The organism is Burkholderia sp. AU33423, from assembly GCF_002223135.1.
Lineage (GTDB): Bacteria > Pseudomonadota > Gammaproteobacteria > Burkholderiales > Burkholderiaceae > Burkholderia > Burkholderia lata_D.
In genome coordinates, this window is sequence record NZ_NKFH01000004.1 from 1,658,787 (window position 1) to 1,676,963 (window position 18,177).

21 protein-coding genes are annotated in these 18,177 nt (G+C 66.4%); 8 read left to right on the forward strand and 13 right to left on the reverse strand.

Annotated elements, in window-relative coordinates:
- Positions 1-64 precede the first annotated feature (64 nt).
- The 10 genes from CFB50_RS10390 to CFB50_RS10435 form a co-directional block, all read right to left on the reverse strand.
- Entirely contained in the window at positions 65-1,075 is a 1,011-nt protein-coding gene (locus tag CFB50_RS10390; protein WP_046543500.1) for an inorganic phosphate transporter, read from the reverse strand.
- A 10-nt stretch (positions 1,076-1,085) separates the two neighbouring features.
- Entirely contained in the window at positions 1,086-1,712 is a 627-nt protein-coding gene (locus CFB50_RS10395) for a DUF47 domain-containing protein (RefSeq protein WP_034188683.1), read from the reverse strand.
- Between the two features lie 138 nt (positions 1,713-1,850).
- On the reverse strand, positions 1,851-3,233 hold the full coding sequence (locus CFB50_RS10400) for a replicative DNA helicase (RefSeq protein ID WP_006486249.1): 1,383 nt from the start codon (positions 3,231-3,233) through the stop codon (positions 1,851-1,853).
- A 139-nt stretch (positions 3,234-3,372) separates the two neighbouring features.
- On the reverse strand, positions 3,373-3,825 hold the full coding sequence (rplI, locus tag CFB50_RS10405; protein WP_021156519.1) for a 50S ribosomal protein L9: 453 nt from the start codon (positions 3,823-3,825) through the stop codon (positions 3,373-3,375).
- A gap of 27 nt (positions 3,826-3,852) precedes the next feature.
- Positions 3,853-4,128 carry a 30S ribosomal protein S18 gene (rpsR, locus tag CFB50_RS10410; RefSeq protein ID WP_006486248.1) on the reverse strand — a complete coding sequence of 92 codons (276 nt, stop codon included), beginning with the start codon at positions 4,126-4,128 and terminating at the stop codon, positions 3,853-3,855.
- Between the two features lie 4 nt (positions 4,129-4,132).
- Complete coding sequence (gene priB / locus CFB50_RS10415) at positions 4,133-4,432, reverse strand: primosomal replication protein N (protein ID WP_014896852.1); 300 nt, start codon at positions 4,430-4,432, stop codon at positions 4,133-4,135.
- 40 nt (positions 4,433-4,472) lie between these two features.
- Positions 4,473-4,847 (reverse strand): 30S ribosomal protein S6, encoded by a 375-nt coding sequence (gene rpsF / locus CFB50_RS10420; RefSeq protein ID WP_006402295.1) that lies wholly within the window; start codon positions 4,845-4,847, stop codon positions 4,473-4,475.
- A 242-nt stretch (positions 4,848-5,089) separates the two neighbouring features.
- On the reverse strand, positions 5,090-5,986 hold the full coding sequence (locus CFB50_RS10425) for an anti-sigma factor family protein (RefSeq protein WP_089445792.1): 897 nt from the start codon (positions 5,984-5,986) through the stop codon (positions 5,090-5,092).
- Positions 5,976-6,617 (reverse strand): RNA polymerase sigma factor, encoded by a 642-nt coding sequence (locus CFB50_RS10430; RefSeq protein WP_089445793.1) that lies wholly within the window; start codon positions 6,615-6,617, stop codon positions 5,976-5,978. The genes CFB50_RS10425 and CFB50_RS10430 overlap by 11 nt, the downstream gene beginning before the upstream one ends.
- 177 nt (positions 6,618-6,794) lie before the next feature.
- Positions 6,795-7,706, reverse strand: a complete 912-nt coding sequence (locus CFB50_RS10435; protein ID WP_089425595.1) for a LysR family transcriptional regulator — start codon at positions 7,704-7,706, stop codon at positions 6,795-6,797.
- Positions 7,707-7,877: 171 nt separating this feature from the next.
- Here CFB50_RS10435 and gcl point away from each other — a divergent pair, with 171 nt between their 5' ends.
- From gcl to lysM, 5 genes are all read left to right on the forward strand, one after another.
- Positions 7,878-9,653 carry a glyoxylate carboligase gene (gcl, locus tag CFB50_RS10440; protein WP_089445794.1) on the forward strand — a complete coding sequence of 592 codons (1,776 nt, stop codon included), beginning with the start codon at positions 7,878-7,880 and terminating at the stop codon, positions 9,651-9,653.
- A 43-nt stretch (positions 9,654-9,696) separates the two neighbouring features.
- Positions 9,697-10,506 (forward strand): hydroxypyruvate isomerase, encoded by an 810-nt coding sequence (gene hyi, locus CFB50_RS10445; RefSeq protein ID WP_011657073.1) that lies wholly within the window; start codon positions 9,697-9,699, stop codon positions 10,504-10,506.
- Positions 10,507-10,547: 41 nt separating this feature from the next.
- Complete coding sequence (locus tag CFB50_RS10450) at positions 10,548-11,441, forward strand: 2-hydroxy-3-oxopropionate reductase (RefSeq protein ID WP_089445795.1); 894 nt, start codon at positions 10,548-10,550, stop codon at positions 11,439-11,441.
- A gap of 321 nt (positions 11,442-11,762) precedes the next feature.
- Positions 11,763-11,888, forward strand: a complete 126-nt coding sequence (locus CFB50_RS39950) for a hypothetical protein (RefSeq protein ID WP_256978885.1) — start codon at positions 11,763-11,765, stop codon at positions 11,886-11,888.
- Between the two features lie 11 nt (positions 11,889-11,899).
- The gene (lysM, locus tag CFB50_RS10460; RefSeq protein WP_039367010.1) at positions 11,900-12,370 is read left to right on the forward strand and encodes a peptidoglycan-binding protein LysM; all 471 of its coding nucleotides are present in this window, start codon (positions 11,900-11,902) and stop codon (positions 12,368-12,370) included.
- Between the two features lie 100 nt (positions 12,371-12,470).
- On the opposite strand, the gene CFB50_RS10465 is transcribed toward lysM, so the two are convergent.
- On the reverse strand, positions 12,471-13,493 hold the full coding sequence (locus tag CFB50_RS10465; RefSeq protein ID WP_089445796.1) for an asparaginase: 1,023 nt from the start codon (positions 13,491-13,493) through the stop codon (positions 12,471-12,473).
- A gap of 261 nt (positions 13,494-13,754) precedes the next feature.
- Between CFB50_RS10465 and CFB50_RS10470 the strand changes: the two genes are divergently transcribed.
- The 3 genes from CFB50_RS10470 to CFB50_RS10480 all read left to right on the forward strand — a co-directional run bounded on the left by CFB50_RS10470 (position 13,755) and on the right by CFB50_RS10480 (position 15,594).
- Positions 13,755-14,045, forward strand: a complete 291-nt coding sequence (locus CFB50_RS10470; protein WP_043188161.1) for a PsiF family protein — start codon at positions 13,755-13,757, stop codon at positions 14,043-14,045.
- A gap of 281 nt (positions 14,046-14,326) precedes the next feature.
- Positions 14,327-14,776 carry a hypothetical protein gene (locus CFB50_RS10475; protein WP_069248149.1) on the forward strand — a complete coding sequence of 150 codons (450 nt, stop codon included), beginning with the start codon at positions 14,327-14,329 and terminating at the stop codon, positions 14,774-14,776.
- Between the two features lie 230 nt (positions 14,777-15,006).
- A complete protein-coding gene (locus CFB50_RS10480) occupies positions 15,007-15,594 on the forward strand; it encodes a BPSL1445 family SYLF domain-containing lipoprotein (RefSeq protein WP_069248150.1) in 588 nt (195 codons plus the stop codon).
- Between the two features lie 103 nt (positions 15,595-15,697).
- On the opposite strand, the gene CFB50_RS10485 is transcribed toward CFB50_RS10480, so the two are convergent.
- Both CFB50_RS10485 and CFB50_RS10490 read right to left on the reverse strand, forming a co-directional pair.
- A complete protein-coding gene (locus CFB50_RS10485) occupies positions 15,698-16,762 on the reverse strand; it encodes a glycosyltransferase family 4 protein (protein WP_089445797.1) in 1,065 nt (354 codons plus the stop codon).
- A gap of 234 nt (positions 16,763-16,996) precedes the next feature.
- Positions 16,997-18,172, reverse strand: a complete 1,176-nt coding sequence (locus CFB50_RS10490) for an AAA family ATPase (RefSeq protein WP_089445798.1) — start codon at positions 18,170-18,172, stop codon at positions 16,997-16,999.
- Positions 18,173-18,177 lie beyond the last annotated feature (5 nt).

The following is an 18,177-nucleotide window of genomic DNA, read 5'->3' on the forward strand; positions in this document are numbered from 1 at the left end:
AAGAAAATGCGCCGCAGCCTTTCGGCTTGCGGCGCATCGGATGTCGATCCGGCTACGTCGGCAATCAGAAGATCTGGTGACCAAGCCACCATCCGCCGGCCGCGAACAGCGCGGCCGCGGGCAGCGTCAGCACCCAGGCCCACACGATGTTGCCGGCCACCCCCCAGCGCACGGCCGACAGCTTCTGCGTCGCGCCGACACCGACGATCGCGCCGGTGATGGTGTGGGTGGTCGACACCGGAATGCCGAGGAAGGATGCGAGGAACAGCGTCATCGCGCCACCGGTTTCCGCACAGAAGCCACCGACCGGTTTGAGCTTCGTGATCTTCTGGCCCATCGTGCGCACGATGCGCCAGCCGCCGAACAGCGTGCCGAGGCCCATCGACAGGTAGCACGCGCCGATCACCCACGCCGGCGGCGCATCGGCGGTCGCCGACGCATAGCCCGACGCGATCAGCAGCATCCAGATGATACCGATCGTCTTCTGCGCGTCGTTGCCGCCGTGGCCGAGGCTGTACAGCCCGGCCGACAGCAGCTGCAGCCGGCGGAACCGCCGGTCCACCTTGCTGGGCGCGGTGCGGAAATACAGCCACGACACGCCGAGCATGAACAGCGAGCCGAGGATGAAGCCGAGCAGCGGCGAGATGAAGATGAACGCGATGGTCTTCAGCAGCCCGTCGATGTTCAGCGAGCTCCAGCCCGACTTCGCGAGCGCCGCGCCGACGAGGCCGCCGATCAGCGCGTGCGACGAGCTCGACGGAATCCCGTAGTACCACGTGATCACGTTCCAGCCGATCGCGCCGACCAGCGCGCCGAATATGACGTAATGGTCGACGATCTCGGGGTCGATCGTGCCTTTACCGACGGTCTGCGCGACTTTCAGGTGGAAGATGAAGTACGCGATCACGTTGAACGCGGCGGCGAACACGACGGCCTGCTGGGGCTTCAGCACCCCGGTCGACACGACGGTGGCGATCGAGTTCGCCGCGTCGTGAAAGCCGTTCATGAAGTCGAATACGAGCGCGACGAGCACGAGCGCCGCGACCATCCATAGGGCGAGTTGTATCGAATGCATCGTGGTCCGCTCAGGCGTTTTCCAGCACGATGCCTTCGATGATGTTCGCGACGTCCTCGCACTTGTCGGTGATCTCTTCGAGCAGCTCGTAGATCGCCTTCAGCTTGATGAGCGTCTTCACGTCGTCTTCCTCGCGGAACAGCTTCGACATGGCCGCGCGCAGCACGCGATCGGCCTCCGACTCCCAGCGGTCGATCTCCTCGCACTGCTTGAGGATCTGCGCCGACTGCTTCATGTCGGACAGCAGCCCGACCGCCTGCTGCACGTGCTGGGCCGACTGCGTGACGATGTGCGCGAGCTGGCTCGCTTCGGACGTGACGGAACGTACGTCGTACAGCGACACGGCGGTCGCGACGTCTTCCATCAGGTCGAGGATGTCGTCCATCGTCGTGATCAGCTTGTGGATCTCGTCGCGATCGAGCGGCGTGATGAAAGTCTTGTGCAGCAGATCGATCGCCTCGTGCGTGAGCTTGTCGGCGGCCTTCTCGGCGGTTTGCACGTTTTGCTTGTGAATCTCGGCGTCGGCGAGATTGTCGATCAGCAGTTCGAGCTCGCGGCCACCGGAAACGATGTGCTTCGCGTGCGCGTTGAAGAGTTCAAAGAACTTGCCCTCGGTGGGCATGAATCGACCGAACATGGGATTCCTGAGAGATTGTCAAACTACTGTCACGAAAACGGGCGACATTGTACCGTTTTCGGTCGCGCCGCGACGCGCGCACATGCGCGCGCCGGGATTGGATACAACGTTTGGCGATTTAGGGCTTTACAACCGGCGTTACTCGCCGTAGAACGTCTGCGCCCCTGCAAAGTTGTCGAACTTCGTGTATTGCCCCAGGAACGTGAGCCGAACGGGGCCGATCGGACCGTTACGCTGCTTGCCGATGATGATTTCGGCCGTGCCCTTGTCGGGGCTGTCCGGGTTGTAGACTTCGTCACGGTAGATGAACAGGATCACGTCCGCGTCCTGTTCGATTGCGCCTGATTCGCGCAAATCCGACATCACCGGACGCTTGTTCGGGCGCTGTTCGAGGCCGCGGTTCAGCTGCGACAGCGCGATCACCGGCACGTCGAGTTCCTTCGCGAGGCTCTTCAGCGATCGCGAGATTTCCGAGATTTCGGTCGCGCGGTTCTCGCCCTGCGACGAACCCGACATCAGCTGCAGGTAGTCGACGATGATCAGGCCGAGCTTGCCGCATTGCCGCGCCAGACGCCGCGCGCGCGAGCGTAACTCCATCGGGTTCAGGCCGCCCGTTTCGTCGATGAAGAGTTGCGCCTCGCTCATCTTCTGCACCGCGTGCGTCAGTTTCGGCCAATCCTCGTCCGTCAGGCGGCCCGTGCGCATCCGGTGCTGGTCGAGCCGGCCGATCGAGCCGAGCATCCGCATCACGAGCTGGGTGCCCGGCATTTCCATTGAGAACACCGCGACCGGCAGCCCGTACTCGACCGCGACGTATTCGCCGATGTTCATCGAGAACGCGGTCTTACCCATCGACGGACGCCCTGCGACGATGATCAGTTCGCCGCCGTGCATCCCGGATGTCATCCGGTCGAGGTCGACGAAGCCCGTCGGCGTGCCCGTGACGTCGCTCGGGTTCGCCGTGTGGTACAGCGTATCGATGCGCTCGACGACCTGCGTGAGCAGCGGGCCGATCTCGAGGAAGCCCTGGTTGCCGCGCGCACCCTCTTCGGCGATCGAGAACACCTTCGACTCGGCCTCGTCGAGCAGCTGGCGGACTTCCTTGCCCTGCGGGTTGAACGCATCGGCCGAGATTTCGTCGGCGACCGACACGAGCCGGCGCAGCACCGCGCGGTCGCGCACGATTTCCGCATAACGGCGGATGTTCGCCGCGCTCGGCGTGTTCTGTGCGAGCGCGTTCAGGTAGGCAAGCCCGCCGACGTCGTCGGCCTTGCCGGACGTGGTCAGCGCTTCGTACACGGTCACGACGTCGGCCGGGCGCGTCGACGCGATCAGGCGGCCGATGTGCTCGTAGATGATCCGGTGGTCGTAGCGGTAGAAATCGCCCTGCGACAGGAAGTCGGCAATCCGGTCCCAGGCCGCGTTGTCGAGCAACAGGCCGCCGAGCACGGATTGTTCGGCTTCGACCGAGTGCGGCGGGACTTTCAGCGATTCAATTTGAGGATCTTGCGGCGCGTTCATGGGTTGGGATTATCGCGAATAACCTACGACGACGCCAGAGAGAGCCCCGGCGATGCGGCAATAAAAAAGGCAGGCCCCGGTTGCCCGGGCGCCTGCCCTTGTCCGGACGGCGGAAGCCGCCCGGCAAGCTTGCGTACGCTTACGCGTGGTCGCCGATCACGTTGATCGTGACGTCGACGACGACGTCCGTATGCAGCGCGACCTGGACGTTGTGCTCGCCGATCATCTTCAGCGGGCCTTCCGGCATGCGAACTTGCAGCTTCTCGACTTCGAAACCTGCCTTCTTCAGCAGTTCCGCGACGTCGCCGTTCGTGACCGAACCGAACAGACGGCCGTCAACGCCCGACTTCTGCGTGATTTCGAACGACTGGCCGTTCAGCTTCTCGCCGACTGCCTGCGATGCCGCCAGCTTTTCAGCGGCGATCTTTTCGAGTTCAGCGCGGCGAACTTCGAATTCGGCGATCGCTTCCTTCGTTGCACGGCGAGCCTTGCGGTTCGGGATCAGGAAGTTGCGAGCGTAACCGTCCTTGACCTTGACGATGTCGCCGAGGTTACCCAGATTGGCGACTTTTTCCAACAGAATGATTTGCATTCGAATTCTCCTTATTGCGTCGCCTGATTACGCCTTGTGCTGATCGGTGTACGGCAGCAGCGCGAGGAAACGCGCACGCTTGATGGCCGTATCCAGCTGACGCTGATAGTGCGCCTTCGTACCCGTCAGACGAGCCGGCGTGATCTTGCCGTTTTCGCCGATGAAGTCCTTCAGCGTTTCCGTGTCCTTGTAGTCGATCTGCTCGACGCCTGCAGCCGTGAAACGGCAGAACTTCTTGCGCTTGAAGAGCGGGTTTTGTTGCTGACGACGCTTGTCGAATTTCTTACCAGTCGGGCGGGGCATGATTTCAGTCCTTTCCAATGTCCTGCAATGCTGTGATGTGAAACACCAAGGTTCTCGCGTTGCGGCTTTTCTTTGCCAGGAAGCCCGTGAACAGCGTTTCGACGCCCATTTCACGACTCTCCAGCCTGCCGCTCGCCTCACCGGCCGCCACCGCCTCGATCGTCATTTCGACCTGACGGGGAATGCCTGCTTCGACGACTTCCGTGCGGTGATGCAATGTGGCGCTTGCGATCGGAACACCTGCCGGCGTATATCGCACCGGTGCGCGTTCGACGACGCTTGCCTTCAATTGCAACCTGTTCACGTGAGTGACGCGCTCCTTGATGGCTTAATGAATGACGAACTTAAGCCTGCGCTTCGGTCGGCTGAGCTGCAGCCGCCTTCTTGGCTTCTTCGCGCTGAACTTCCTTCATCATCGGCGACGGGCCGGTTTCGGCCTTCTTCATCTTGACGATGAGGTGACGCAGCACGGCGTCGTTGAACTTGAACGCGTGTTCGAGTTCGTCGAGCGTCGTCTGGTCGCACTCGATGTTCATGCAGACGTAGTGAGCCTTCGCGAGTTTCTCGATCATGTAGGCCAGTTGGCGACGGCCCCAGTCCTCGACACGGTGGATCTGACCGCCGTGCGACGTGATCGTGGTCTTGTAACGCTCGATCATCGCGGGCACTTGCTCGCTCTGATCGGGGTGCACGATGAATACGATTTCGTAATGACGCATTACACACTCCTTGTGGATTAAAGCCACCCGGGCGTCTGAACCGGTGTGGCAAGTGAGAAGCCGAAGATTCTAACCCGGATACAGGGCGCATGCAAGACCAATCGACGATTCGCACGCGGATTCGGCCATGTTTTCAAAGACTTGAAGGGGCGAACCCGGGCAGGCCGGCTGCCCTTGGGCGCATTTCCCGATCAGGGTCGGAACAGAAGCGCGCGGCCGGGCCGCAGTCCGCCGCGGCGCCGTCACTCGGTGCGTGTGACGCCGAGTCGCGCATCGAGCGCGGTCCTGAACGCCGCGAGCGCCGACGGTTCGGCGTCGGTCACGGCCCACCAGGTCATTCCGGCCGCCTCCCAGCGGTCGAGCGCGTAGCCTTGCGACACGGTCGTGTACGGCGCCCCCGGCCGTTCGCCGGCCGGCCGCACGTAGACGTCGATCACGTGCTGCCGGTAACGGTAGACGAGCACCGCGACGCGGCGCCGCCCGACATAGTCGAGCCGGCCGCCGACCAGCGCGAAACCTTCCGCCGCGAGATCCTCGACCGGCGGCGCATAGTCGATCCGGCCGTTGAACCACGGCTTGACCGTGTGCCGGTCGGTCGAGATCACGTCGATGTCGCGCGCCGACAGGTCGGCCCGCACGTGGCTCGACACGAGTTCGTCGACCGTGCGGTCGGTGTCGGCGTGGCGGGCGGACAACGCCATCCCGCCCGCCGCGGCAAGCGCCACCAGCAGCGCGACACCCCAGCCGAGGCCGGGCAGCGCGGCAACGCGCGGCCCCATGCCGGCCGACGCCGGGCGTGCCGCCCCGCCTTGATCCGTCAGCCACGAAAACCAGCGGCGGCCACGCGGACGCGGCTGCGGCCCTGACCGCGGTTCGGGCCGCGGCTCCGCCCGCGTCTGCTCGCGCACGGGCGCATCGGCCGCTGCCGGCAGGCTCGCGAGAATGCTGGCCCGCAACGCATCCGGCGCACGGTGATAGTCGGCCTGGCGCACGGCCTGCACCAGCGTGACGATCCGCGCGCGTTCACGGCGGCACGCTTCGCACCCGTCGACATGCTGCTGGACCCGCAACGCATCGGGCGCCGACAGCTCGCGGTCGACGTCCGCGTCCAGCAACGCTCGCGCTTCGTTACAGTCCATCGATAGCCTCCGATGCGGTTCCGCCAGCCGGCGTACGGCCCGGCCTGCCTTCGGCCGCCGATGCCGACGGGCCGCCCAGCAGCGCGGCGAGCTTGCGCCGGCCCCGTGCGAGCCGCGACATCACCGTGCCGACCGGCACGTCCGCGATCGCCGCAATCTCGCGGTAGCTCAAGTCCTCCATCTCGCGCAGCACGAGCACCTCGCGGTATTCGGGCGGCAGCTTCGCGAGCGCTTCGTTCACGAGCCGCACGTTCTCGCCGCGCAACAGGTGCGCGAGCGGATCGTCGGTCGCCGGTTGCCAGTCGTCGGGCACGTCGGTGTCGTCGAGCGTGTCGGGCAGCGCAACCTCATGCGCATGCGTGCGGCGCCGCCATTCCGTGTACCAGGTGTGGCGCACGATCGTCAGCAGCCACGGCCGGGCGTTGTCGCCGCGACACGAATCGACGAAGCGCAATGCGCGCATGCACGCGTCCTGGACGACGTCGTCCGCGTCGCCGGCGTTGCCGCTCAGCCAGCGCGCGAGGTTGTACGCGGCGTCGAGATGCGGCAGCACGAGCGCGCGAAACCGCTCGCCGCGCGCAACCGCGTCGTCCGCCGACCGGTCTTCGACCGCCTGTCCGGCTTGCCCCACATGGCCTCCCTGGTCCCGGCGGCCCAAGCCGCGCCCGTTCCGAGCACGGCGCCCGGACAGACCGGCAACGTGCACGCTCGATGACCTTACCGTCGTTGCGTCGAGTTTATTCCCGCGCCGCGCGCCCGAAGCGTAAAAAATCGCCGGACGGCCCCGTGGCCGGGCCGTCCGCGCCGGTCATGGCGTGGTGCTCCAGTAGCCCGGGCTCGCGTAAGCGGCGCGCAGGTAGTCGATGAAGTAGCGCACGCGCGCCGGCACGTAGCGCTGCTGCGGGTAGACCGCGAGGATGTCGTAGTCGGGCAACGCATATTCGTCGAGCACGGTCTCAAGCTCGCCCGTCTCGAGCTGGGCGGCGATTTCCCACGTCGAGCGCCAGCCGAGCCCGAGACCTTCGGCCACCCAGCGGTGCAGCAGTTCGCCGTCGTTGCAGTCGAGATTACCCGCCACGCGCATCGTCGCGATCTTGCCGTGGCGCTGGAAATACCAGCCGCGGTTCTGCCCGCCCTGCAGGTTGAACGCCAGGCAGTTGTGCTTGAGCAGGTCGTCGAGCGACTTCGGCCGGCCGTGCTGGCGGAAATACTCGGGCGTGCCGCACACGACACGCCGGTTCGATGCGAGCTTCACCGCGACGAAGTTCGGATCGACGGCCCCGCCGATCCGGATCGACAGGTCGTAGCCTTCGCGCACGAGATCGACGACGCGGTCGGTCAGGTTGAACGACAGCTGCATCTCGGGCTTGTCCGCCAGAAAGCCGGGGGCGTGCGGCGCGACGTGCTTGCGCCCGAATGCGGCCGGCGCGGACACGATCAGGTGCCCGCTGACCGCGCGCCGCCCGGCGGCCAGCTCGTTCTCGGCCTGGTCCCATTCGGACAGGAGGCCGCGGCAGCGCTCGAGGAAGGCGGCGCCCTCCTCGCTGACCACCAGCCGTCGCGTCGAGCGGTACATCAGCTTCACGCCGAGACGCTTTTCGAGCGCGTCGATGCGCCGCCCGAGCACCACCGGCGACACGCCCTCCTCGAGCGCCGCCGCCGCGAGGCTGCCGGCATCGGCCACCCGCACGAACGTCTCGATCTGCTTGAAGCGATCCATCTCCCGTCTCCGTCTCTGTTCCGGCCCGGCGGAAAGCCCCGCCCAGCCGTCATTCCATACTTTTAGTTTCGAAAAAAGCGACTTCGGCTGATCTTATCAAACCTTTCCTGCATCCCTAAAGTGTCCCCAACAGACCCATTTGCAAGATCCACCCCATTCAAGGAGACATTCATGGCCAAGATGAGAGCCGTCGACGCAGCTGTGCTCGTGCTCGAGAAGGAAGGCATCCAGACCGCGTTCGGCGTGCCGGGCGCAGCGATCAACCCGTTCTACTCGGCCATGCGCAAGTCGGGTGGCATCAGCCACGTGCTGGCACGCCACGTCGAAGGCGCGTCGCACATGGCCGAAGGCTTCACGCGTGCGGCCCCGGGCAACATCGGCGTGTGCATCGGCACGTCGGGCCCCGCCGGCACCGACATGATCACGGGCCTCTACTCCGCCTCGGCCGACTCGATTCCGATCCTCGCGATCACGGGCCAGGCACCGCGTGCCCGCCTGTACAAGGAAGACTTCCAGGCCGTCGACATCGAATCGATCGCGAAGCCCGTCACGAAGTGGGCCGTCACCGTGCGCGAGCCGGCGCTCGTGCCGCGCGTGTTCCAGCAGGCATTCCACCTGATGCGCTCGGGCCGTCCGGGCCCGGTGCTGGTCGACCTGCCGATCGACGTGCAGCTCGCCGAAATCGAATTCGACATCGACACGTATGAACCGCTGCCGGTCTACAAGCCCGCGGCCACCCGCGCGCAGATCGAGAAGGCGCTCGCGATGCTCAACGACGCGGACAAGCCGCTGATCGTGTCGGGCGGCGGCGTGCTCAACGCAGCGGCGGAAGACCTGCTCGTGCAGTTCGCCGAAACGATCGGCGTGCCGGTGATCCCGACGCTGATGTCGTGGGGCGCGATTCCGGACGACCACCCGCTGATGGCCGGCATGGTCGGCCTGCAGACGTCGCACCGCTACGGCAACGCCACGATGCTCGCGTCCGACTTCGTGCTCGGCATCGGCAACCGCTGGGCGAACCGCCACACGGGCAGCGTCGAGGTCTATACGAAGGGCCGCAAGTTCGTGCACGTCGACATCGAGCCGACGCAGATCGGCCGCGTGTTCGGCCCGGATCTCGGCATCGTGTCGGACGCGAAGGCCGCGCTGGAACTGTTCGTCGCCGTTGCACGGGAATGGAAGGCCGCCGGCAAGCTGAAGGACCGCAGCGCATGGGTCTCGGAATGCCAGGCGCGCAAGCGCACGCTGCAGCGCAAGACGCACTTCGACAACGTGCCGGTCAAGCCGCAGCGCGTGTACGAAGAGATGAACAAGGTGTTCGGCCGCGATACATGCTACGTCAGCACGATCGGCCTGTCGCAGATCGCCGCCGCGCAGTTCCTGCACGTGTTCAAGGCGCGCAACTGGATCAACTGCGGCCAGGCCGGCCCGCTCGGCTGGACGATTCCCGCCGCGCTCGGCGTGCGTGCAGCGGACCCGAGCCGCCCGATCGTCGCGCTGTCCGGCGACTACGACTTCCAGTTCATGATCGAGGAACTGGCAGCCGGCGCGCAATTCAAGCTGCCGTACGTGCACGTCGTCGTGAACAACTCGTACCTCGGGCTGATCCGTCAGGCGCAGCGTGCGTTCGACATGGACTACTGCGTGCAGCTCGCGTTCGACAACGTGAACGCACCGGAACTGAACGGTTATGGCGTCGACCACGTGGCCGTCGCGGAAGGCCTCGGCTGCAAGGCGCTGCGCGTGTTCAAGCCGGAAGAGATCGAGCCGGCGCTGCGCCAGGCGCAAACGCTCGCGGAAGAGTTCAGCGTGCCGGTGGTCGTGGAAGTGATCCTCGAGCGCGTGACGAACATCTCGATGGGCACCGAAATCGACGCGATCAACGAATTCGAGGATCTCGCCGAAAAGGCCGAGCACGCACCGACCGCGATCTCGATGCTCGACTGAACCGCACGACATTTTTGACTGACCGACCGAAGAGGCTTAGCTCATGCCGAAGTTTGCTGCAAACCTGACCATGCTGTTCAACGAAGTGCCGTTCCTCGACCGCTTCAAGGCGGCCGCGGACGCGGGCTTCGACGCCGTCGAGTTCCTGTTCCCGTATCCGTACGCGAAAGAGGAACTCGCCGAGCGGCTCGAGACGCACCGCCTGCGCCTCGTGCTGCACAACCTGCCCGCCGGCAACTGGGACCAGGGCGAGCGCGGCATCGCGTGCCTGCCCGATCGCGTCGGCGAGTTCCAGGAAGGGGTCGGCCGTGCGATCGAGTACGCGAAGGCGCTGAAGGTGCCGCAGCTGAACTGCCTCGTCGGCATCCCGTCGGCCAGCACGGCGCGCGACAAGACGTTCGTCACGATCGTCGACAACCTGCGCTTTGCCGCCGATGCGTTGAAGCGCGAAGGCATCCGCCTGCTCGTCGAGCCGTGCAACAGCTTCGACATCCCGGGCTTCGCGCTGAACCGCTCGTCGGAAGGGCTCGACGTGATCCGCGCGGTCGGCTCGGACAACCTGTTCCTGCAGTACGACATCTATCACATGCAGCGCATGGAAGGCGAACTGGCCGCGACGATCGAACGCAACCTCGCATCGATCGGCCACGTCCAGCTCGCGGACAACCCGGGCCGCAACGAGCCGGGCACGGGCGAGATCAACTACGCGTTCCTGTTCGCGCTGCTCGACCGGCTCGGCTATGCCGGCTACGTCGGCTGCGAGTACAAGCCCCGCACCACCACGACGGAAGGCCTCGGCTGGCTGCAAAGCGTCGCCGGCTGCGCACCGGGCTCGGCGCGTCGCGCCGCCTGAGATCCGCCCTTTCCGTTTTCAGCCCTATAGGAGACTTTCACATGGCAACCATCGGTTTCATCGGCCTCGGCATCATGGGCGCGCACATGGCGCGCAACCTGCTCAAGGGCGACCACCAGCTCGTCGTGAACGGCGCGTTCCCGATCCCGGACGACCTGCGCACGAGCGCGAAGGTCGTCGCGAACTCGACCGAAGTCGCACGGAACGCCGACATCATCATCTCGATGGTGCCGGACACGCCGGACGTGCGTAACGTGCTGTTCGCCGACGACGGCGTCGCGAAGGGCCTGACGGCCGGCAAGCTCGTGATCGACATGAGCTCGATCTCGCCGCTCGACACGCAGGCATTCGCGAAGCAGATCAACGCACTCGGCTGCGACTACCTCGACGCGCCCGTGTCCGGCGGCGAAGTCGGCGCACGCGAAGCGACGCTGACGATCATGGTCGGCGGCCCGGAGGCAGCGTTCGAGCGCGCCAGGCCGCTGTTCGAGAAGATGGGCAAGAACATCACGCTCGTCGGCGACAACGGCGCGGGCCAGACCTGCAAGGTCGCGAACCAGATCATCGTCGCGCTGAACATCGAAGCCGTCGGCGAAGCGCTGCTGTTCGCCGCACGCTCGGGCGCCGATCCGGAGCGTGTGCGCCAGGCGCTGATGGGCGGCTTCGCCGCCTCGCGCATCCTCGAAGTGCACGGCGCGCGGATGACGAAGCGCACGTTCGATCCGGGCTTCCGCATCGAGCTGCACCAGAAGGACCTGAACCTCGCGCTCGACGGCGCACGCAAGCTCGGCCTCGCGCTGCCGCACACGGCCAGCGCGCAGCAGCTGTTCAGCGTGTGTGCGTCGCACGGCGGCAAGGCCTGGGATCACTCGGCACTCGTGCGCGCGCTCGAGATCATGTCGAACTTCGAGATCGGCCAGACGCCGTCCGCGTAGCACGGCTGCAACGATGCGCGTTTTCGCTGCGATGGCGGAGACGCGCGACAGACACACGTGACCGGCACGGCCGGTCGCATCGGTGCGCGACACGCTCGCGCATCACGGTGGGGCGCCCCGCCCTGCACTGCCGACGGCATGCGGGACGGGGCGAAAAACGCCGCTCTGGGCTGAGAGCGGCGTGGTGGGGTCCGCAGCGGCACCCGGCGACGCCGGGGAAGCCTTGGTCGGTCAGACGTCGTCGTCGGGTGTCCGCCTGTCGGATTTCGCGTATTACATTTCTTTACGTTCAAGCGTGCGATTTTTCATGCAATCGTCGTCATGAACGCCTACACTTTCGCCACGCCTTTCGAGAAAACCGCCGCGCTAGCGTTCCCCTCCGGTGACCGCGCCCAGCGCGGTGTTTTTTTCGCCACTTCACGGCGCGTTTTCTTTTCAACCACCTAAGGAGTGCAACGATGGGTCTTCTTTCGTTTATCAAAGAGGCGGGCGAAAAACTGCTGGGTCATGCCGATGCGCAAGCCGCGGAAGATCCGAATGCCGCAAACCAGACCGCGGCCGATGCCATCAAGAACTACATCAACACGCAGGGTCTCGATACGTCGAACCTGACCGTGGCGTTCGACGGCGCATCGCGCACCGTGACGCTGTCGGGCAGCGTCGCCGACCTCGACACGAAGGCCAAGGTCAAGGTCGCGGCCGGCAACGTGCAAGGCGTCGCGGGTGTCAACGACGACGATCTGCAGCCGGACGATCCGGAAGTGCAGTACCACGACGTGAAGCCGGGCGACACGCTGTCGGCGATCGCCAAGGAAGTCTACGGCGACGCGAACAAGTACCCGGTGATCTTCGAGGCGAACAAGCCGATGCTGTCGAGCCCGGACCGGATCTATCCGGGCCAGAAGCTCGTGATTCCGCCGCAGTCCTGAGCATCGTTGCCGGACTGACGGACGCTAAAAAGGCAGGCCGATGGCCTGCCTTTTTTCATGGTGACGCGCGCGGCCCGCGCCGCGCGTATCGGTCAGCCGGTCACAGCGTATCGAACACGCGCTGCAGCGCGTCGCGGCCGTGAATGCCGTTCGCGAGCGCGAGCATCAGCAGCACGCGCGCCTTGAACGGGTTCAGCGACCCTGCGCTCACGAAGCCGAGCGCATCGTCGCTCGCGGCGCCGTTGCGCATCACGTGGCCCGACCCGACGCGCGACGCGCGAACCACCACGACGCCTGCGTTCACCGCATCGGCCAGCGCCGCCTGCAGCGTCGCATGGATCGAGCCGTTGCCCGTGCCCGCGACGACGAGACCGCGCACGCCGGCCGCGACGAGCGCATCGACGGCCGTGCGCGTCACGCCCGCGTAGCTCGCAACGACTTCGACGGGCGGCCACGCGGCGGCGATCGCCAGTTGCGAGTCGCGCGAACGCGTGACGCGGCGGGCGAATTCGACCCGGCCGTCCTGCACCCAGCCGAGCGCGCCGAGCTCCGGCGACTGGAATGCATCGACCGCATAGGTACTCGTCTTCACGACGTCGCGCGCGCCGTGGATCCGGTTGTTGAATGCGACCAGCACGCCCTGCCCGCGCGCGGACGGATGCGCGGCCACCGTCACCGCGTTCAGCAGGTTCAGCGGGCCGTCGGACGACAGCGCGGTCGCCGGCCGCATCGCGGCCGTCAGCACGACCGGCTTGTCGCCGTTGACGACCAGGTGCAGCGCATACGCGGTTTCCTCGAGCGTGTCGGTGCCGTGGGTGATCACGATGCCGTCGACCGCCGGATCGGCCACCAGCGCGTCGATCCGCGCGGCGAGCGTATTCCACAGCGGCAGCGCGAGATCCTTGCTGTCGATGCTGGCGATCTGCTCGGCGTCGATGCGCGCGACGGACGCGAGCGCCGGCACCGCGTCGACCAGGAAATTGACGCCGAGCGCACCGGCCTGGTAGCCGGCCGTGCTGGCCGCGTCGGGCGCGGCGCCGGCGATCGTGCCGCCGGTGGCGAGCACGGCGATGCGCGGCAGGGCCGCCGCGGACGAAGGGGATGCGGAATTCGGAGTATTCATGGCCGCGATTGTAAAGGCTTGCGGCCGGGATCCGGCGCGGCGACCGAGGCCGGCCGCCGCGCATCATGGTTTGTCCCGATCGTCCGGCAACACGTGCCGTCAACGGCCACGGTGTCCGCAACGTTATAGAAAGTGCCGTTTTGGTGTTTTCACATTGATTTGCCATAATCGGAGCGCGCTGTGCGATGCGACCCTATCCTCATTGCACGGCGCTTCGTGACGGCGTCGATAACACGCAATTCACCCCATGGGAGTGTCGAAATGAAAATCCAATCGCTCGTAGCCGCAGTGCTTCTCGGCGGCATGCTGGCTTCCCCCGCGTTCGCGGCGAACAGCCAGCAGGACAAGATGAAGGCCTGTAACACCCAGGCAGCCGGCAAGACGGGCGACGAACGCAAAGCGTTCATGAAGGACTGCCTGTCGGCGAAGCCCGCGAAGGCCATGTCGCAGCAGGAAAAGATGAAGGCGTGCAACACGCAGGCCACCGGCAAGAAAGGCGACGACCGCAAGGCGTTCATGAAGAGCTGCCTGAGCAGCCAGCCGGCCGCCTGAGTTCCGGCGCTCCCGTATCGAATGCCGCGCACCGCTTCGGCGGGCGCGGCATTTTTGTTTTCGTTGCACGCGCATCGACGCGCCCCGCTCCCGCGCCGCTGCCGGGCTGTTGCAACGCCTCCCGCCCCGCTTTTCCGGCCTGCCGTACCGGCGCCGCCATATGGTGCGGCAATTCGCCGCGTTTTCTTCTATGATGGCTGCAACGCGGCCCATCCAAGTACAAGAAGCGCCATCGGGCCGCCCTCGAGATGGACGCGCACGCGCGTCAAACGGAGGCATGGATGGCATGGAGACAACACCGCTGGTTCCGCCGCTGGCTGATCGTGATCGTATTCTGGGCCGTGCCCGTCGCGATCGTCGCCGTGCGCGAGATCCGCGAGGAAATGGCGTACAACAAAGCGGACCTGCAACTCGCGCTGACCACCTGGCAGCTCACCGATGCGCAGCAGGCCGCCGGCGCCGCCGCGAAGTGCCACGGGGATCCTGACGAGGCGCGCGCGGCCGGCTGCCCGGCCGACGTGCTCGCCGCCAATGCGCCGCGCCAGCAGGCGGCCCGCGACGAATACGTGGTGCGACGCAGCACGCTCGCCGGCTACCTGTGGCACGCGTTCGTCGGCTACTGGGTCGTGCCGGCCGCGTTCCTGTTCGCCTGCGGCGTCGTGATCGCGCTGATCCGCCGCGCGCTGCGCCGCCCCCCGATCAAGCCGCCTGTTCCGCCCGTCACGCACTGATGCGCGCGGCAGGCGCCGCCGTCCGATCGACCACCGTGTTTCCCGCATGCCGACCCCACGTCGGCGCGCGGGTGCCGGTTCGTCCGTTGGCGCGCCGCGACATCTCCAGCCGATTTGACGCTTTTTCACGCCGCAACGAAAAGAGGCTGTAATCCGCTGTGATATAACTGCCGACGTGATCCGCTCCCTGAGCGAGACTCACTCCGAACATCATCCGATGGAGAAGAACGATGCAAAAACGGAATCTTGTGCTCAAAGCCGCCGCTGCGCTCATCGTCGGTAGCCTCGCGCTCACCGGTTGCACCACCACCCCGGACAAGCCGGACAACGCCGCAACGAACGCGTCGAAGCGCCAGGCAATCGACTCGAGCGTCGACGCCACGCTGTCGCGCATGTACTCCACGGTCAAGGGCTCGCGCGAGCTCGTCGCGAAGTCGCGCGGCGTGCTCGTCTTCCCGGACGTCATCCAGGCCGGCTTCATCGTCGGCGGCCAGTCCGGCAACGGCGCACTGCGCGTCGGCGGCAGCACGGTCGGCTACTACAACACGTCGTCGCTGTCGGTCGGCCTGCAGGCCGGTGCGCAGTCGAAGGCGATCGTGTTCCTGTTCATGACGCAGGAAGCGCTCGACGAATTCCGCGGCTCGGACGGCTGGGCAGCCGGCGCCGGCGCGTCGGTCGCGCTCGTGAAGATGGGCGCGAACGGCGCGGTCGATTCCAACACGGCCACCGCGCCGGTCCAGGTCGTCGTGCTGACGAACGCGGGCCTGATGGGCGACGTGTCGATCAACGGCACGAAGGTCACGAAGCTGAAGATCTGACGCTCGCGCACCGCCCGTGCGCACCGCGCGCGGGCCATGCACAAACGGCGATGTCCTTGCGGGCATCGCCGTTTTTTCATCCGCGCGCGTCGTGCGCCTCGCGTCAGGTCGTCGAGTCGATCACCTTGAAGCGCGAGCGCTTCTGCGCACGGATCACCGACTGGTAGACGTCGACATACTGCTGCGCCATGCGGCGCGACGTGAAGCGTTCCTCGAAGCGCTGCCGCACGCGCGCACGCGGCAGCAGGTGCAGCCGGTTCACGGCGGCCACCGCGCTGATTTCGTCCTCGACGATGAAACCCGACACGCCCTCGTCCAGCACTTCGGGCACCGCGCCGCGATTGAACGCGATCACCGGCGTGCCACACGACATCGCCTCGATCATCACCAGGCCGAACGGCTCCGGCCAGTCGATCGGAAACAGCAGCGCATGCGCGCCCGACAGGAACTCGGCCTTCTGGTGATCGGCGATCTCGCCGATGAATTCGACGTGCGGCAACGCGAAGAGCGGCTTGATCTCGCGCTCGAAGTATTCCTCGTCGGCCGCGTCGATCTTCGCGGCGATCTTGATCGGCAGCCCGCACTGGCGGGCGATGCGGATCGCCGTGTCGACGCGCTTCTCCGGCGAGATGCGGCCGAGGAACGCCAGATAGCGCGGCTCGACGGGCTGCGGCATGTACAGCGTATCGGGCAGCCCGTGGTAGACCGTCGTCAGCCATTTCGCCTGCGGCAACGGCTGGCGCTGCGAGTTCGAGATCGAGATCACCGGCGCCGTGTTGAACGTGTCGAACACCGGCTGCTGCTCGGGCAGGTCGAGCCGGCCGTGCAGCGTCGTCACGTAGGGCGTTTCCTGCCGGTTGAAGACCGAGAACGAGTAGTAGTCCATGTGGAAATGGAGCACGTCGAAATCCTTCGCTCGGCGCGCGACCGTCTCCATCAGCAGCATGTGCGGCGCGACCCGGTCGCGGATCGACGAATCGAGCCGCAGCGCGCGCGGCCAGACCGCCTCGAGCTTCGCCCGCGTCGTCGAATCGCCACTGGCGAACAGCGTCACATCATGGCCGAGCTCGACGAGCGCCTCGGTGATGTAGGACACGACGCGCTCCGTGCCGCCGTACAGCTTCGGCGGCACCGATTCGGTCAGCGGCGCGATCTGGGCAATTCTCATGGTCCACGTCTCCTGTGTCCTGTCCGTTGCGGCACGGCCGGCGGACGTGTGCGCTTGCGCAACCCGCTCGCCCCCATACGGCACCGGCCGGCACGGCGCCAGCCGGATATCTCATTATTATTCGCGATCCCGCTGCCCGGGACCGCCCGTCTTGCATTTTATGGGTGTTGTTACAGGCAGGATACATTCCGCCTGCCGGGCCAATCCGGCCCCCTACGCGACGATCACGGCCCGTCAGCGCGACGGCCACTTCCATGCCGGCAGGTCGCGCGTGTCGGCATCGACGAGCCCCGTCGCGCCGAGCTGCTTGTCGAGCACCAGCGATTCACAGCCGGCCTCGCGCTCGAGCGTCGCGATGAGCCGTGCCGCGTGCGACACGACGAGCACCTGCGAACGCTGCGCCGCCTGCGCGATCAGGCGGCCGAGCGCCGGCAGCAGATCGGGGTGCAGGCTCGTCTCCGGTTCGTTCAGAACCATCAGCGCCGGCGGCCGCGGGGTCAGCAGCGCGGCCGCGAGCAGCAGGTAGCGCAGCGTGCCGTCCGACAGCTCGGCCGCCGCGAGCGGCCGCAGCAGCCCCGGCTGGCGCATCAGCACGTCGAAGCGGCCACGGCCGCCCGGATTGTCGATCTCGACTGACGCGCCGGGAAACGCGTCGTCGAGCGCCGCATCGAGCGCCGCGCCGTCGCCGATCTCGCGGATCGTCTGCAGCGCGGCGGCCAGGTCGGCACCGTCGTCCGCGAGCACCGGCGTGTGGGTGCCGATGTGCGACTGCCGCGCCGGCGCCTGCGCGTCGGTCCGGAAATGGTCGTAGAAGCGCCACGAGCGGATCCGTTCGCGCACCGCGATCATCTCGGGGGCGCCGGTCGGATCGGCGAACTCGGTCATCATGCTGTCGAAGCTGGCCACCGGCTGCGGAATCGTCTGCCAGTCGCCCGATGCGGTGCGCGCGCGGATCTGCGCGCCCTGCCGGTCGACCAGTAGCGTCGACGGGCGCAACATCGCGCCGCCCCAGATGCACTCGCGCTTCACCACCGGGTCGAGCGAGAACTGCGAGCGGCTCGGGATCGGCATGCCGAGATCGATCGCATAGCCGAAATCGTCGCAGGCGAAGCCGAGCTTCAGGCTCACCGGCCCCTTGCGCACCGTGCCGGTGACCGGTGCATCGCCGTCCAGCATCGCCCGCGAGAAACGCTCGGGGCCGGCCCACAGCGTCGACGGCAACCCGCCTTCGCGGGCGAGCGACGGGATCACGCGCCCCTGCGCGGTATCGGCGAGCAGCCGCAGTGCGCGGTACACGCTCGACTTGCCGCTGCCGTTCGGCCCCGTGACGACGTTGAGCGCCGCGAGCGGCACGATCAGCTCGCGCAGCGAGCGGTAATTGGCGATGGCGAGCGTGTTCAGCGCGGTCATGACGA

Bases quoted from the DNA above. Each gene is read 5' to 3' on its own strand.
- CFB50_RS10390 (WP_046543500.1), bottom strand. From the start codon at position 1,075: ATGCATTCGATACAACTCGCCCTATGGATGGTCGCGGCGCTCGTGCTC.
- CFB50_RS10395 (WP_034188683.1), bottom strand. From the start codon at position 1,712: ATGTTCGGTCGATTCATGCCCACCGAGGGCAAGTTCTTTGAACTCTTC.
- CFB50_RS10400 (WP_006486249.1), bottom strand. From the start codon at position 3,233: ATGAACGCGCCGCAAGATCCTCAAATTGAATCGCTGAAAGTCCCGCCG.
- rplI (WP_021156519.1), bottom strand. From the start codon at position 3,825: ATGCAAATCATTCTGTTGGAAAAAGTCGCCAATCTGGGTAACCTCGGC.
- rpsR (WP_006486248.1), bottom strand. From the start codon at position 4,128: ATGCCCCGCCCGACTGGTAAGAAATTCGACAAGCGTCGTCAGCAACAA.
- rpsF (WP_006402295.1), bottom strand. From the start codon at position 4,847: ATGCGTCATTACGAAATCGTATTCATCGTGCACCCCGATCAGAGCGAG.
- CFB50_RS10425 (WP_089445792.1), bottom strand. From the start codon at position 5,986: ATGGACTGTAACGAAGCGCGAGCGTTGCTGGACGCGGACGTCGACCGC.
- CFB50_RS10435 (WP_089425595.1), bottom strand. From the start codon at position 7,706: ATGGATCGCTTCAAGCAGATCGAGACGTTCGTGCGGGTGGCCGATGCC.
- gcl (WP_089445794.1), top strand. From the start codon at position 7,878: ATGGCCAAGATGAGAGCCGTCGACGCAGCTGTGCTCGTGCTCGAGAAG.
- hyi (WP_011657073.1), top strand. From the start codon at position 9,697: ATGCCGAAGTTTGCTGCAAACCTGACCATGCTGTTCAACGAAGTGCCG.
- CFB50_RS10450 (WP_089445795.1), top strand. From the start codon at position 10,548: ATGGCAACCATCGGTTTCATCGGCCTCGGCATCATGGGCGCGCACATG.
- CFB50_RS39950 (WP_256978885.1), top strand. From the start codon at position 11,763: ATGAACGCCTACACTTTCGCCACGCCTTTCGAGAAAACCGCCGCGCTA.
- lysM (WP_039367010.1), top strand. From the start codon at position 11,900: ATGGGTCTTCTTTCGTTTATCAAAGAGGCGGGCGAAAAACTGCTGGGT.
- CFB50_RS10465 (WP_089445796.1), bottom strand. From the start codon at position 13,493: ATGAATACTCCGAATTCCGCATCCCCTTCGTCCGCGGCGGCCCTGCCG.
- CFB50_RS10470 (WP_043188161.1), top strand. From the start codon at position 13,755: ATGAAAATCCAATCGCTCGTAGCCGCAGTGCTTCTCGGCGGCATGCTG.
- CFB50_RS10475 (WP_069248149.1), top strand. From the start codon at position 14,327: ATGGCATGGAGACAACACCGCTGGTTCCGCCGCTGGCTGATCGTGATC.
- CFB50_RS10480 (WP_069248150.1), top strand. From the start codon at position 15,007: ATGCAAAAACGGAATCTTGTGCTCAAAGCCGCCGCTGCGCTCATCGTC.
- CFB50_RS10485 (WP_089445797.1), bottom strand. From the start codon at position 16,762: ATGAGAATTGCCCAGATCGCGCCGCTGACCGAATCGGTGCCGCCGAAG.
- CFB50_RS10490 (WP_089445798.1), bottom strand. From the start codon at position 18,172: ATGACCGCGCTGAACACGCTCGCCATCGCCAATTACCGCTCGCTGCGC.